This is a genomic window from Halopseudomonas sabulinigri (assembly GCF_900105255.1).
Classification (GTDB): Bacteria; Pseudomonadota; Gammaproteobacteria; order Pseudomonadales; family Pseudomonadaceae; genus Halopseudomonas; species Halopseudomonas sabulinigri.
Window position 1 is genome coordinate 3,554,678 of record NZ_LT629763.1, and the last position, 12,146, is coordinate 3,566,823.

At 59.4% G+C, this 12,146-nt stretch carries 17 protein-coding genes; 7 read left to right on the forward strand and 10 right to left on the reverse strand.

Features of this window, described 5'->3' with window-relative positions:
- The first annotated feature begins 29 nt into the window (after nt 1-29).
- Nucleotides 30-1,385 (forward strand): metalloprotease PmbA, encoded by a 1,356-nt coding sequence (gene pmbA, locus BLU26_RS16145; RefSeq protein WP_092287880.1) that lies wholly within the window; start codon nt 30-32, stop codon nt 1,383-1,385.
- Between the two features lie 191 nt (nt 1,386-1,576).
- Here pmbA and BLU26_RS16150 read toward each other — a convergent pair whose 3' ends face one another.
- The 10 genes from BLU26_RS16150 to BLU26_RS16195 all read right to left on the reverse strand — a co-directional run bounded on the left by BLU26_RS16150 (nt 1,577) and on the right by BLU26_RS16195 (nt 8,543).
- Nucleotides 1,577-1,852 (reverse strand): HPr family phosphocarrier protein, encoded by a 276-nt coding sequence (locus BLU26_RS16150; RefSeq protein WP_092287881.1) that lies wholly within the window; start codon nt 1,850-1,852, stop codon nt 1,577-1,579.
- A gap of 1 nt (nt 1,853) precedes the next feature.
- Nucleotides 1,854-2,708 carry an RNase adapter RapZ gene (gene rapZ, locus BLU26_RS16155; protein ID WP_092287882.1) on the reverse strand — a complete coding sequence of 285 codons (855 nt, stop codon included), beginning with the start codon at nt 2,706-2,708 and terminating at the stop codon, nt 1,854-1,856.
- Between the two features lie 5 nt (nt 2,709-2,713).
- Nucleotides 2,714-3,169 (reverse strand): PTS IIA-like nitrogen regulatory protein PtsN, encoded by a 456-nt coding sequence (gene ptsN / locus BLU26_RS16160; protein ID WP_092287883.1) that lies wholly within the window; start codon nt 3,167-3,169, stop codon nt 2,714-2,716.
- Nucleotides 3,170-3,190: 21 nt separating this feature from the next.
- On the reverse strand, nt 3,191-3,499 hold the full coding sequence (gene hpf / locus BLU26_RS16165) for a ribosome hibernation promoting factor (protein WP_092287884.1): 309 nt from the start codon (nt 3,497-3,499) through the stop codon (nt 3,191-3,193).
- Nucleotides 3,500-3,577: 78 nt separating this feature from the next.
- Nucleotides 3,578-5,086, reverse strand: coding sequence for an RNA polymerase factor sigma-54 (locus tag BLU26_RS16170; RefSeq protein WP_092287885.1), 1,509 nt, complete (start codon nt 5,084-5,086; stop codon nt 3,578-3,580).
- Nucleotides 5,087-5,179: 93 nt separating this feature from the next.
- Entirely contained in the window at nt 5,180-5,905 is a 726-nt protein-coding gene (gene lptB / locus BLU26_RS16175; protein WP_092287886.1) for an LPS export ABC transporter ATP-binding protein, read from the reverse strand.
- Nucleotides 5,902-6,480: a lipopolysaccharide transport periplasmic protein LptA gene (gene lptA / locus BLU26_RS16180; protein WP_092287887.1), complete on the reverse strand. Its 579-nt coding sequence runs from the start codon at nt 6,478-6,480 to the stop codon at nt 5,902-5,904. The genes lptB and lptA overlap by 4 nt, the downstream gene beginning before the upstream one ends.
- Nucleotides 6,467-7,045 carry an LPS export ABC transporter periplasmic protein LptC gene (gene lptC / locus BLU26_RS16185; protein ID WP_092287888.1) on the reverse strand — a complete coding sequence of 193 codons (579 nt, stop codon included), beginning with the start codon at nt 7,043-7,045 and terminating at the stop codon, nt 6,467-6,469. Before lptC ends, lptA begins: the two co-directional genes overlap by 14 nt.
- Nucleotides 7,042-7,575: a KdsC family phosphatase gene (locus tag BLU26_RS16190; RefSeq protein WP_092287889.1), complete on the reverse strand. Its 534-nt coding sequence runs from the start codon at nt 7,573-7,575 to the stop codon at nt 7,042-7,044. The genes lptC and BLU26_RS16190 overlap by 4 nt, the downstream gene beginning before the upstream one ends.
- Entirely contained in the window at nt 7,572-8,543 is a 972-nt protein-coding gene (locus BLU26_RS16195) for a KpsF/GutQ family sugar-phosphate isomerase (RefSeq protein ID WP_092287890.1), read from the reverse strand. The genes BLU26_RS16190 and BLU26_RS16195 overlap by 4 nt, the downstream gene beginning before the upstream one ends.
- A 213-nt stretch (nt 8,544-8,756) precedes the next feature.
- On the opposite strand from BLU26_RS16195, the gene BLU26_RS16200 reads away from it, so the two are divergent.
- From BLU26_RS16200 to BLU26_RS16225, 6 genes are all read left to right on the forward strand, one after another.
- Nucleotides 8,757-9,575 (forward strand): ATP-binding cassette domain-containing protein, encoded by an 819-nt coding sequence (locus tag BLU26_RS16200; protein WP_092287891.1) that lies wholly within the window; start codon nt 8,757-8,759, stop codon nt 9,573-9,575.
- A 5-nt stretch (nt 9,576-9,580) separates the two neighbouring features.
- The gene (gene mlaE / locus BLU26_RS16205) at nt 9,581-10,351 is read left to right on the forward strand and encodes a lipid asymmetry maintenance ABC transporter permease subunit MlaE (protein WP_092288531.1); all 771 of its coding nucleotides are present in this window, start codon (nt 9,581-9,583) and stop codon (nt 10,349-10,351) included.
- A 19-nt stretch (nt 10,352-10,370) separates the two neighbouring features.
- The gene (gene mlaD / locus BLU26_RS16210; protein WP_092287892.1) at nt 10,371-10,835 is read left to right on the forward strand and encodes an outer membrane lipid asymmetry maintenance protein MlaD; all 465 of its coding nucleotides are present in this window, start codon (nt 10,371-10,373) and stop codon (nt 10,833-10,835) included.
- 26 nt (nt 10,836-10,861) lie between these two features.
- Complete coding sequence (locus BLU26_RS16215; RefSeq protein ID WP_092287893.1) at nt 10,862-11,506, forward strand: MlaC/ttg2D family ABC transporter substrate-binding protein; 645 nt, start codon at nt 10,862-10,864, stop codon at nt 11,504-11,506.
- On the forward strand, nt 11,503-11,826 hold the full coding sequence (locus tag BLU26_RS16220; RefSeq protein ID WP_157719386.1) for an STAS domain-containing protein: 324 nt from the start codon (nt 11,503-11,505) through the stop codon (nt 11,824-11,826). The genes BLU26_RS16215 and BLU26_RS16220 overlap by 4 nt, the downstream gene beginning before the upstream one ends.
- 61 nt (nt 11,827-11,887) lie before the next feature.
- Nucleotides 11,888-12,127, forward strand: a complete 240-nt coding sequence (locus BLU26_RS16225; protein WP_092287895.1) for a BolA family protein — start codon at nt 11,888-11,890, stop codon at nt 12,125-12,127.
- Nucleotides 12,128-12,146: the final 19 nt, after the last annotated feature.

Below are 12,146 nucleotides of genomic sequence, written 5' to 3' on the forward strand. Positions count from 1 at the left end.
ACAATGGAATGCATTGCCATGGAGGAACTATGACCGCACCAATTGCGACGCAATCCGAGGACCCACAAGCGCTGCGTGCCAGCCTGGAACAGCGCGTGGCCTTTATCGTTGATGAGGCCCGTCGTCAGGGCGCCACTGCCAGCGAAGTGGGCGTGAGTCAAAGTACCGGGCTGTCGGTCGGGGTGCGTAAAGGTGAGGTAGAAACGGTTGAGTTCAACCGTGACCAGGGCTTTGCCATCACGCTGTATCTGGGCCAACGCAAAGGCTCGGTGAGCACCTCGGACACCTCAGACGAAGCGATTCGCAAGGCGGTGGAAACCGCGCTGGTGATTGCCCGCCATGCTTCCGAAGACCCAAGCGCGGGCCTGGCTGACGCTGCGCTGATGGCGCAGCAAATACCGGATCTTGATTTGTTTCATCCTTGGCATATCAGTGCCGAGGCGGCCATCGACAAGGCGCTGTTGCTGGAAGCGGCTGCGCTGGAGGTGGACTCGCGTCTGAGTACTGACAGTGCTCAGGTCAGCACCCAGCAGGGCTGTCGCGTGTACGGCAACAGCCACGGCTTTATCGGCAGCTCCATGGGCACACGGCATAGCGCTGCGGCTGTGTTGATTGTCGGTACTGAACAGAGCATGCAGCGTGATTACTGGTACGCGGTGGACCGGGTTGCTGCGCGGCTGCCAAGTGAGCAGGAGATTGGACGCAAGGCGGCGGAACGTACTTTGTCGCGGTTGAACCCGAAACCGGTGAAAACGGCCAAGGTGCCGGTGCTGTTTGCGGCGGATCAGGCGGTGGGCCTGGTCGGTCACTTGCTGGGCGCCATCTCCGGCGGCGCGGTATACCGCCAGTCAACCTTCTTGCTGGATGCCCTCGGCGAGCCAGTGTTCCCGGACTGGATGACCATGCAGGAGCGGCCGTTTGAGCTGCGTGGGCTGGGCAGTGCAGCTTTTGACGGCGATGGTCTGGCGACCCGTGAACAAGCCTTTATTGATCAGGGGCGGCTGAGTAGCTGGATACTTTCGACCTATTCCGGGCGTAAGCTGGGCATGCCCAGTACGGCCAATGCCGGGGGCGTGCACAACCTGCAGGTCACCAGCAACGCCGGTGACCTGCAATCGCTGCTCAAGGAAATGGGCACCGGTCTGCTGGTCACCGAGCTGATGGGGCAGGGTGTTAATGGTGTCACCGGTGACTATTCACGCGGCGCTGGCGGTTTTTGGGTTGAAAACGGTGAGATTCAACACGCGGTCAACGAGGTGACCATCGCCGGCAACCTGCGTGACATGTACGCCAACCTGCGCTGCGTGGGTAATGATCTGGAGCGTCGCGGTAGTTATCTGACCGGTAGCTGGTTGGTCGATGGCATGACGGTAGGGGGCGCCTAGCGGCGCCAGCTGCAAGCTACAAGCAACTCACAAGTGGTTGGAATCAGGGTGTTGGTGGGTATATATCTATTCAGGCCTGGCCTGGTGTGTGGGTCGGCCTGCTGTCGGAGCCGCCTTGAGAGCACCATTTCCTGAATATCACTTGGTGGACGATACCACTGCAGCACCCTGATAGAGCTTGCAGCTTGCCCTTACTCCCCTTCCCCGAAATAGTCATTGATCAGCGCAAGCAGCTCATCCAGCGCCTGTTCGGCCTGCTCGCCTTCGCAGCTGATGCAGATCTCGCTGCCTTTGCTCGCCGCGAGCATCATCACCTGCATGATGCTCTTGCCGTCGACCTGCAGGCTCTCTTCGTCCTGTCCCACTCGCACCTGGCAGCCGTAGCGATTGGCAACGCCAACGAATTTCGCTGCGGCGCGTGCGTGCAGGCCGAGCTTGTTGATGATTTCTACGCGGGTGGTTGGCATGTCAGGGCAGGTCGCGGTGGCGAATCAACAGGTTGGGCGTGCTAGTACCTAGCTCTTTCACCAGGCGCTCAGCGAGGTAGACCGAGCGATGGTGGCCGCCGGTGCAGCCTATCGCAATGGTCATGTAGCTGCGTTCTCCAGCCGCGTAGCGCGGCAGCCACTTTTTTAGAAACTGGCGAATGTCCTGGTACATTTCTTCAACATCGGGCTGCTGATCCAGATACTCGCGCACCGGCGCGTCGCGGCCGGAAAACGCACGCAGGTCTGGGCGCCAGTAGGGGTTGGGCAGGCAGCGCACGTCGAAGATCAAATCGGCATCGGCCGGCACTCCACGCTTGAAGCCGAATGACTGGATCAGCACTGAGGGTGTGCTGCCCTGACTGCCCAGCAAGCGTTGCTTAATCTGGTCGCGCAACTGGTAAAGGTTGAGGTGGCTGGTGTCGATCTTCAGCGTTGCCAGGTCAATGATTGGCTCAAGGATGCGCAGCTCATGGGCAATGGCTTCTGCCAGGGAGCGCTCGCTGTCGGTAAGGGGGTGCTTGCGGCGGGTTTCCGAGAAGCGTTTTATCAGTACGTCGTCAGTGGCGGCGAGAAAGAGTACGTCACAGTTCACGCCGGCATCGCGAACCTGTTTGAGCAGCTCAGGGAATCGTTGCAAATCGCTGGCGAGGTTGCGGGCATCAATGCTGATGGCCACTGCAGGCAGGCTTAGCTCGGCTTGGCTGGCCTGTTTGGCCAGTTCCGGCAGCAGACCTGCCGGCAAGTTGTCGATGCAGTAGAAGCCATTGTCTTCCAGCAGGTGCAAAGCGGTGCTTTTACCTGACCCGGAACGGCCGCTGACGACAACCAGACGCATTGGCTTCAGCCCCCATCTCCGGCGGTCATGACATCGTACAGGCTCTGGGCGTCGGGCGCGGCGCGCAGTGCATCGCGCAGCTCGGCCTGATCCAGTTTGCCAGCAAGCATTTTCAGAATCTGCAGGTGCTGGTCGGTCGCCTCCTGGGGGACCAGGAGGACGAAGATCAAGTCTACGGGTTGGCCGTCCAGCGCATCGAAATCGATTTTTCCATCAAGCTGCAGCAGAGCGCCGATAGCCTGATGGCAGTCGCCCAGGCGGCAGTGAGGAATGGCGATGCCATTGCCGAAGCCGGTGGAGCCCAGTTTTTCGCGGGCAATCAGGCTTTCGTAAATGGCATCTGGGTCAAGGTTGGTGTGCTGGGCAACCAGTTTGCCGATCAGCTCCAGCACACGTTTCTTGGATCCCCCCTGAACGCCCGAGAAGGTGCGGTCAGGGGTCAAGATATGGTCTATTTGCATGGTTATGCGGTGAGATTCGCGTTAACGGTCGTTGGCGCCTTGCAGGCGATCGATGTGTTTTTCCTTGTGCTTGATCAGTTGCCTGTCAAGCTTGTCGGTGAGCTGGTCGATGGCGGCGTACATGTCGGTATGCTCGGCAAGGGCGACAACTTCGCCACCGGCGACATGCAGGGTTGCTTCAGCTTTCTGACGGAGTTTTTCGACTTCAAGGGTTACCTGGACGTTGGTGATCTTGTCAAAATGCCGCTCCAGGCGGGCCATTTTTTCAGTGACGTAATCGCGCAGTGCGTCAGTGATATCGAGTTGATGACCGCTAATGTTCAGTTGCATACGGCTTCTCCTGATTGGCTTGATGTTGCTGGGTGACTGGGCGTCACCCGGTGGTGCCACTGTATGTTCCTTGACAGCTTAAACCAGTCTCTTGCGTTCGCTCGAGGGCGCGATATTGAGCGATTCGCGGTATTTTGCGATGGTCCGGCGGGCCACTTCAATGCCTTGTTCTTCCAGTAAACCAGCGATCTTGCTGTCGCTCAATGGTTTCTTTGGGTTTTCTGCAGCAACCAGTTTTTTAATCAGCGCGCGAATGGCGGTAGAGGAGAATTCGCCGCCTTCGCTGGTGCCGACATGGCTGGAGAAAAAGTACTTGAGTTCGAAGATGCCGCGCGGCGTGTGCATGAACTTCTGCGTGGTTACCCGCGAGATGGTCGACTCGTGCATGCCAACGGCTTCAGCGATGTCGTGCAATACCAGCGGCTTCATGGCTTCTTCACCCTGTTCCAGAAAGCCGCGCTGATGCTCGACAATCTGGGTGGCGACTTTCATCAGGGTTTCGTTGCGGCTTTGCAGGCTCTTGATGAACCAGCGCGCTTCCTGCAAGTGATTGCGCAGGTAGGTGTTGTCTTCACTGGAGTCGGCGCGGCGGACCATGGAAGCATACTGGCCGTTGACGCGCACCTTGGGTACGGACTCCTGGTTCAGCTCAACCAGCCAGCGGTTGTTGTCCTTGCGCACAATAACGTCGGGGATCACGTACTCCGGCTCGCCGGAGGCAATTTCACCGCCGGGCCTGGGGTTCAGTGTTTGAATCAGCGCCACGGCGTCGCGCAGCTGGTCTTCCTTCAATTTGCTGCGGCGCATCAGTTGGCTGAAGTCGCGGCTGCCAAGCAGTTCCAGGTGGTCACGGATAACCCGCGTGGCCTGCTCGAGCATGGGGGTATCTGCCGGCAACTGGCGAATCTGCAGCAGCAGGCACTCGCGCAGGTCACGTGCGCCAATGCCAACCGGTTCGAACTGCTGAATACGGTGTAGCACCATCTCGATCTCGTCCATCTCGACCTCCATTTCGGGAGGCAGTGAAGCGAGAATGTCGTCCAGGGATTCTTCCAGGTAGCCGTCGGCGTTGATGCCATCAATCAGCGCGATGGCAATTTCATAGTCGGTTTCCGACATCGGGATAAGGTTGAGCTGCCACTCCAGATGGCTCTGCAGCGTCTCACCGGTGCCGGTGCGCGAGGTGTAGTCCCAATCCTCTTCATCCTGGCTGGGCAGGGAGCTGGCTGAGGTCTGGTAGACGTCCTCCCATTGGGTATCGACCGGCAGCTCGTTGGGAATCTGTTCGTTCCAGTTACCGTCCTGTTCGGGCTGGCTGTGCTGGTCGATGGCATCCAGCGAGACGGGTTCGGGCACGCTGACCGAGGTATCGTCCCCGGTGTTGTCGCTGTCGTTGGCATCATTGCTGCCGGCGCTGTAATCGTCGTCGCCGTCGTCGGCCATCTCCAGCATGGGATTGGCCTCCAGTGCTTCCTGCACCTCCTGCTGGAGGTCGAGGCTGGATAGCTGTAGCAGTCGGATGGCTTGCTGCAGCTGCGGAGTCATCGTCAGCTGCTGCCCCATCTTGAGGACGAGCGAGGGTTTCATTGTGTGGCGAATTACCTTGTGCGCTTGATCAAACTGTTAGCGAGGCCGCTCGGGCTCATGTTGTTTTGTAGCATGCCTGAAACCTTTGCCGTTTTATAGCCGGAAGGCGTGGCCCAGGTAGACGTCCTTGACCGTCTGATCGGCCAATACCGTATCGGCGTCACCTTCGGCGATTATGTGGCCTTCGTTGACGATATAGGCCTTGTCGCAGATATCCAGCGTTTCTCGCACGTTGTGGTCGGTGATAAGCACGCCAATGCCCTTGTCTTTCAGGTGCTGGATGATCTGTTTGATGTCGCTGACCGAAATGGGGTCAACGCCGGCAAAGGGCTCGTCGAGCAGAATGAAGCTCGGGTCGGTTGCCAATGCGCGGGCAATCTCAGCGCGGCGCCGCTCGCCACCGGACAGGCTCATGCCCAGATTGTCACGCAGGTGCTGGATGTGAAACTCGCGTAGCAGTGATTCCAGCTTGCCCTTGCGGCCCTCGGCGTTGAGGTCCTTGCGGGTTTCCAGAATGGCCATGATGTTGTCGGCAACCGTGAGTTTGCGGAAGATCGAAGCTTCCTGTGGCAGGTAGCCGATACCTTCGCGCGCGCGGCCGTGCATCGGCAGTGCGGTGATGTCGCGATCATCGATCTGCACCGCGCCCTGGTCAGATTTGACCAGCCCGACAATCATGTAGAAACAGGTGGTCTTGCCGGCCCCGTTGGGGCCCAGCAGGCCGACCACTTCGCCGCTGTCGATCGCGACAGAGACATCTTTCACGACCTGGCGAGCCTTGTAGGCCTTGGCCAGATTACGGGCCTGTAATGTGCTCATGGTGCGGCGGGCTCGCTGGCGTCTTCGGCGGGTGCGGCGCTTTCGGCGCCGCGACTGCGGGGCTGGATAGTGATCTCGATGCGGCCATTGCCGTTGCTCTCGGCGCCGCTGGCGCCACTGCTGCTGTTGCGCCCAGCATCAACCACCTGGGCGGGAATGTCGTAGCTGACGTAGTCACCCTGAAAGGTATTGCCGGACTGTTCGAGGAAGGCCTTGTCGATCAACACGACGCGCTCATCGGCGGCGTGGTATTCGATGGTCTGGGCGCGCGCCTTGACCGGCGCCTTGTTGGCCTCCGGCGTCTGCTGATAGGTAGCCGGGCCGCCCTGGGTCACCAGCTTGTTCAGCTCGCCATTGGCATCAGTGGTCAGGGTAACGCGGCTACCGGTCAGGCGCATGCTGCCCTGGGTGATGATGACGTTGCCGGTGTAAACCGCAGTGTTGCGCTTGTCGTCCAGCGTGGCAGCATTGGCTTGAATGCGAATGGGCTGGGCGCTGTCGCTTGGCAGGGCGAATGCGGACGCGGCTGGATAGAGCAGCAGCGACATGACAAAGAGGGATTTAGCGCACCTCATGTTGGCCTCGTACGGTGGACAGCAGCTGCAGGCGGCCGTCATTGAGAAATAACTGCATGCCCGTGGCGGTGGTTACGCTACGCGCAGCTTCGATTTTAACCTCTTGATCTGTTTCGGCATAATCGCGCGCCGGAAACAGCGTCAGGGCAGAAGAGGTCAGGCGGCGGGTCGGTTGATTGGCGATCTCCTGTTGCAGCAGTACATTGCTGCTCAGGTCAACGCGATCCCCCTTTTCAGTTACCAGACCTTCGTCGGCTTCAAGCAGCCAGGGTGCAGGCTCTTCGCCTCGATAAAACAATAACTTGGGCTGCTCCAGGTGCGTACTGCCATCCTCGACCTGGTGGATGGCGTGGGTGGTGGTCAGCTCGTATGTGGTTTTGCCCTGTTCGTTCAACGCCTGGATACGGGCATTGTCGATATAGAAGTCAGGCCGCGCTGCTGCCTGGCTGCTGGTCGGCGCGAAGCTGGCCGGGCGGATGTTCCAGTAGCCCATGCTCAGCGCCAACACGACACCCAGCAGTACCAGCAGGCCGGTTAGCAGGTAGCGCGGTACGCTCAGTTTCACAGGTAGGCAGCCTGCGCGGCTTCGAGTGTGCCTTGCGCTTGCATGATCAGCTCACAGAACTCGCGCGCCGCCCCCGCGCCGCCGTTAGCCAGCGTCACGCCGTGTGCATGCTTGCGCACAAAGCCATCGGCGCTGGCCACGGCGATGCCCAGGCCAACCCGGCGAATTACGGGTAAATCGGGCAGGTCATCGCCGAGAAAGGCGATTTCATCCAGTTCGACCGGCACCCGTTCGCGCAGCTCGCCGAGTGCAGTGAGCTTATCTTCGCGGCCTTGGATAAGGTGCTGGATGCCCAGTGCCGCGGCGCGGCGCTCGACCAGCGGCGACTTGCGGCCGCTGATGATCGCGGTTTCAACGCCGGAGGCGATGAGCATCTTGATGCCATGCCCGTCGAGGGTGTTGAACGACTTGAATTCGGTGCCATCGGGCATGAAGAACAGACGGCCATCGGTGAGTACGCCATCGACGTCAAAGATAGCCAAGCGGATGGCGCGAGCGCGCTCGGTCAGTTGTTTCGGGGTCTGGTTCATACTACTCCTGCGCGCAGCAAATCGTGCATGTTCAGCGCGCCGACGGGCAGGCCTTCGGCGTCGACGACAAAGAGGCCGTTGATTTTCGCATCTTCCATGATCTTCAGCACTTCGGCGGCGAGCATACCACTGCGTGCGGTCTTGCAGTGGGCCGTCATCACATCGGCAATCCTCATCGCATTAAAGTCGATGCTTTGATCCAGCGTGCGGCGCAGATCGCCGTCGGTAAAAATACCCACCAGTTGCTGTTGTTCATCGATCACGCCGGTCAGCCCCAGCCCCTTGCGGGTCATTTCCAGCAGCGCGTCGCGCAGCGAGGTTTGCTGGTCGACCAGGGGCATGGTGTCGCCGCTGTGCATGATGTCGTCTACCAGTAACAGCAGGCGGCGGCCGAGGCTGCCGCCGGGGTGCGAGAAGGCGAAATCTTCAGCGCTGAAGCCGCGTGCTTCGAGCAGTGCGATGGCCAGCGCATCGCCCATCACCAGGGCAGTTGTGGTACTGGAGGTAGGCGCCAGATTCAGTGGGCAGGCCTCTTGTTCTACTGCTGTGTCGAGGTTGGCGACGGCGGCCAGCGCCATGGTTGAGGCGGGGTTGCCGGTGATGGTGATCAGTGGCACGCCCATGCGCTTGATCAGCGGCAGCAGGGTGACGACCTCGGCCGTGTTGCCCGAGTTGGATAGCGCGATAACCACATCGCTCGGCGTAATCATGCCCATATCGCCATGGCTGGCTTCACCCGGGTGGACGAAAAACGCCGGAGTGCCAGTGCTGGCCAGGGTAGCGGCCAGTTTGCGGCCAATGTGGCCGGATTTGCCCATGCCGGTAACGACGATACGGCCGGTGCAGGCGAGAAGCGTGTCGCAGGCAGTCTCAAAATGCTTGTCCAGACGCTGTAGCAAAGAGTCTACGGCGTCGCGCTCCAGGCCGATGGTGCGGCGCGCGGAGGCTATGTAATCAAAGTTGGGCATGGTGCTTCATCTGTGATCGCTGAGCGGTGAAGTATAGCGGGTTGTGCTGCGTAACTCACCAGTGCGCACGATTTCCGGGCGAGAGTGTCCAGCGCCATACCCAATAATGGGTAACGGTGTGTTTCCCGCCTTGGGCTGCACTGGTGTAACTGATATATTACGCGGCTTAACTTGCCCGAGGTGTGGGCGCGATCGGGAAGAGCACATCCAGATATGACCGATTCTTCGGATTACATTGTTGATCTGCAGCAGATTACCTTTCGACGGGGCTCGCGGCTGATCTTCGATGGCGTGGATATTCGCATTCCACGCGGCAAGGTGACTGGCATCATGGGGCCGTCGGGCTGCGGTAAAACCACGCTGCTGCGCCTGATTGGCGCGCAGCTGCGGCCGGACAGCGGCGCGATCTGGGTCAATGGTCAGAATATTCCAGAATTGGGTCGTGAGCAGTTGTTCGCCGCGCGCCAGCACATGGGTATGTTGTTTCAGAGTGGTGCCTTGTTTACCGATCTCAACGTCTTTGAGAACGTCGCCTTTCCATTGCGCGTGCATACCGAACTGCCGGAAGACATGATTCGCGACCTGGTGCTGCTGAAATTGCAGGCTGTTGGTTTGCGTGGTGCGCGCGAATTGATGCCCGATGAGCTGTCCGGTGGCATGAAGCGGCGGGTGGCCTTGGCGCGGGCGATCGCGTTGGACCCTGAGCTGATGATGTACGACGAGCCCTTCGTCGGCCAGGACCCGATTTCCATGGGCGTGCTGGTGCGTTTGATCCGCCTGCTCAACGATGCGCTGGGGCTGACCAGTATCGTTGTTTCGCACGACCTGGCGGAGACCGCGAGCATTGCTGACTATTTATATGTAGTAGGTGACGGTCAGGTGCTGGGGCAGGGTACGCCGGACGAGCTGATGAATTCGGATAATCCGCGCATTCGCCAGTTCATGCAGGGTGAGCCGGACGGTCCCGTGCCGTTCCACTTTCAGGCGCCTGAATACCTGTCCGACCTATTACAGCAGGAGCACAAGCGGTGAGTGTGATGTCACGGGTTGGCCTGCTTGGCCGCGCCGGTCTGGATACCCTGTCGGCACTGGGTCGCTCCGGTCTGTTTCTATTTAATGCGCTGCTCGGCCGTGCGCGTTTTGGTAACGGTTTTACGCTGCTGCTGCAGCAATTGTATTCGGTGGGTGTGCTGTCCCTGGCCATCATCATCGTGTCCGGGCTGTTCATCGGTATGGTGCTGGCGCTGCAGGGTTACAACATCCTGGTCGGTTACGGCTCCGAGCAAGCGGTAGGCCAGATGGTCGCGCTGACGCTGCTGCGGGAGCTGGGGCCGGTGGTGACGGCCCTGTTATTTGCTGGCCGTGCCGGCTCTGCGCTGACTGCCGAGATCGGTCTGATGAAGGCTACCGAGCAATTGTCCAGCATGGAGATGATTGGTGTTGATCCGCTGAAGTACGTGATTGCACCGCGGCTGTGGGCTGGCTTTATCTCCATGCCGCTGCTGGCCATGATCTTCTGCGTGGTCGGTATCTGGGGCGGCTCGCTGGTCGCGGTGGACTGGCTCGGCGTCTACTCCGGCTCCTACTGGGCGAATATGCAAAATTCCGTTGAGTTCGTCGATGACGTGCTCAACGGCATGGTCAAGGCGGTGGCTTTTGCCTTCGTAGTTACCTGGATTGCGGTATTTCAGGGTTATGACTGCGAGCCGACGTCGGAAGGCATCAGCCGCTCCACCACGCGCACTGTTGTCTATGCCTCTCTGGCGGTGCTCGGGCTGGACTTTATTCTCACTGCTTTGATGTTCTGATTAGCCAAGGAAACAACCAATGCGTACCCGTAATCTGGAATTGATCGTCGGTGTCTTTATCTTGGCGGGGCTGCTGGCCTTGGCCGTGCTGGCGGTTCGGGTAAGTGGGCTCACGCCCAGCAGCGCCGGCGACACCTATAGTGTGCATGCCTATTTCGACAACGTGGCGGGGCTCACGCCCAAGGCCAAGGTCACCATGTCTGGAGTGACCATCGGTCAGGTCACTGCTATCGAGTTCGACAAGACGCGTTATAGCGCCCGTGTCGATATGTCGATCAACAGCAAGATCAATACGCTGCCGGCCGATAGCACGGCATCGATTCTGACCGCCGGGCTGCTCGGCGAGAAATACGTCGGTATCTCTGTGGGTGGCGATGACGAGGTGCTGGCGGAAGGATCGGAAATTTATGACACCCAGTCAGCTCTGGTGCTAGAGGAACTGATAGGGCGCTTTCTGCTCAATACCGTGAGCAAAGAAGATTGATCTGCGCAGCCAATAGGAGAGTCACCATGCGTGCAGTAACCCAGTTTTTGCTGGCCCTGATCATCAGTGTGCCAGCCATGGTGCAGGCCGCCGAGGCCACACCTCAGCAGGTGGTAGACGATACCTCGCGCAAGGTCATGCAGGTGCTCGACGCCAACCGTGAAACCTACCGCAACGATCCAGAGGCCTTTTTGCAAGGGCTTAATGAAGTGCTCGACCCAGTTGTCGACTTTGAAGGCATTGCCAGCAGCGTAATGACCGTTCGCTATAGCCGTAGCGCGTCAGATGAGCAGGTGCAGCGCTTCATTGATACCTTCAAGCGCAGCATGGTGCAGTTCTATGGTAACGCTCTGCTGGAATTCCAGAGCGGTGAGATCACCGTGCTGCCGCCCAACAGCCGCGAGCCGCGCCCGGATCGCGCCAGCGTCGACATGCAGGTCAAGGCCAATGACGGTCAGGTCTACACTGCCACCTACACCATGAGCGAGATAAATGGTCAGTGGAAGGTGCGCAATGTGATCGTCGAGGGTATCAATATTGGTCTGTTGTTCCGCGACCAGTTTGCCCAGGCGATGAAAGCCAACCGCAACGACCTCGATGCGGTGATTGATAACTGGGGTAGCGTAGTGGCCAAATCGCGCGAGACCGTCAAGCAGGAAGCCAATCAGTGAGCGCCGAGCCGGCACGCGCCAGTGTGCAGACAGGCGAGAACGGTCTGCTGCAATTGCAGGGCGAGCTCGACTTCGTCAGTGTGCTGGCAGTGCGGGAACAGTTGGCAGAGCGGATTGCCGCCAGCAGAGGTGATATCATGCTCGACCTTTCGGGGTTGCAGCGGGTAAACAGTGTCGGCTTGTCGCTATTGTTGCGCGTTGCCGAGCAAGCGGCTGAAGCCGGTCGTAACCTGCGCTTGCGCGGTGTGCCGGCTGGTCTGCAGAGCATTGCCGAGGTGTGTGGCCTGGATACCTGGCTGCATCAGGTATCCGCTGCCTGAACCCCGTTTCGCCTATGTTGTGGTTTGCCGCGAGGCAGGCCAGCCGATGGAGACACAGACCATGCAATCCACTGAAGTAAAACAGCTGATTGAGTCCAACCTGGCCGATACCCAGGTGGCGGTAGAAGGCGAGGGCTGCAACTTTCAGCTCAACGTGATCAGCGATGCACTGGCGGCGCAGTCGCCAGTCAAGCGCCAGCAACAGATTTACGCCTTGTTGAATGACTATATTGCCGATGGTCGTATCCATGCGGTAACCATGAAGTTTTATACCCAAGAGGCCTGGGCGAGTCGCGCCTGAGGTCTGGAGAAAGAGATTC

Coding starts and splice junctions, on each gene's coding strand:
- pmbA (WP_092287880.1), top strand. CDS start 30: ATGACCGCACCAATTGCGACGCAATCCGAGGACCCACAAGCGCTGCGT.
- BLU26_RS16150 (WP_092287881.1), bottom strand. CDS start 1,852: ATGCCAACCACCCGCGTAGAAATCATCAACAAGCTCGGCCTGCACGCA.
- rapZ (WP_092287882.1), bottom strand. CDS start 2,708: ATGCGTCTGGTTGTCGTCAGCGGCCGTTCCGGGTCAGGTAAAAGCACC.
- ptsN (WP_092287883.1), bottom strand. CDS start 3,169: ATGCAAATAGACCATATCTTGACCCCTGACCGCACCTTCTCGGGCGTT.
- hpf (WP_092287884.1), bottom strand. CDS start 3,499: ATGCAACTGAACATTAGCGGTCATCAACTCGATATCACTGACGCACTG.
- BLU26_RS16170 (WP_092287885.1), bottom strand. CDS start 5,086: ATGAAACCCTCGCTCGTCCTCAAGATGGGGCAGCAGCTGACGATGACT.
- lptB (WP_092287886.1), bottom strand. CDS start 5,905: ATGAGCACATTACAGGCCCGTAATCTGGCCAAGGCCTACAAGGCTCGC.
- lptA (WP_092287887.1), bottom strand. CDS start 6,480: ATGAGGTGCGCTAAATCCCTCTTTGTCATGTCGCTGCTGCTCTATCCA.
- BLU26_RS16190 (WP_092287889.1), bottom strand. CDS start 7,575: ATGAACCAGACCCCGAAACAACTGACCGAGCGCGCTCGCGCCATCCGC.
- BLU26_RS16195 (WP_092287890.1), bottom strand. CDS start 8,543: ATGCCCAACTTTGATTACATAGCCTCCGCGCGCCGCACCATCGGCCTG.
- BLU26_RS16200 (WP_092287891.1), top strand. CDS start 8,757: ATGACCGATTCTTCGGATTACATTGTTGATCTGCAGCAGATTACCTTT.
- mlaE (WP_092288531.1), top strand. CDS start 9,581: ATGTCACGGGTTGGCCTGCTTGGCCGCGCCGGTCTGGATACCCTGTCG.
- mlaD (WP_092287892.1), top strand. CDS start 10,371: ATGCGTACCCGTAATCTGGAATTGATCGTCGGTGTCTTTATCTTGGCG.
- BLU26_RS16215 (WP_092287893.1), top strand. CDS start 10,862: ATGCGTGCAGTAACCCAGTTTTTGCTGGCCCTGATCATCAGTGTGCCA.
- BLU26_RS16225 (WP_092287895.1), top strand. CDS start 11,888: ATGCAATCCACTGAAGTAAAACAGCTGATTGAGTCCAACCTGGCCGAT.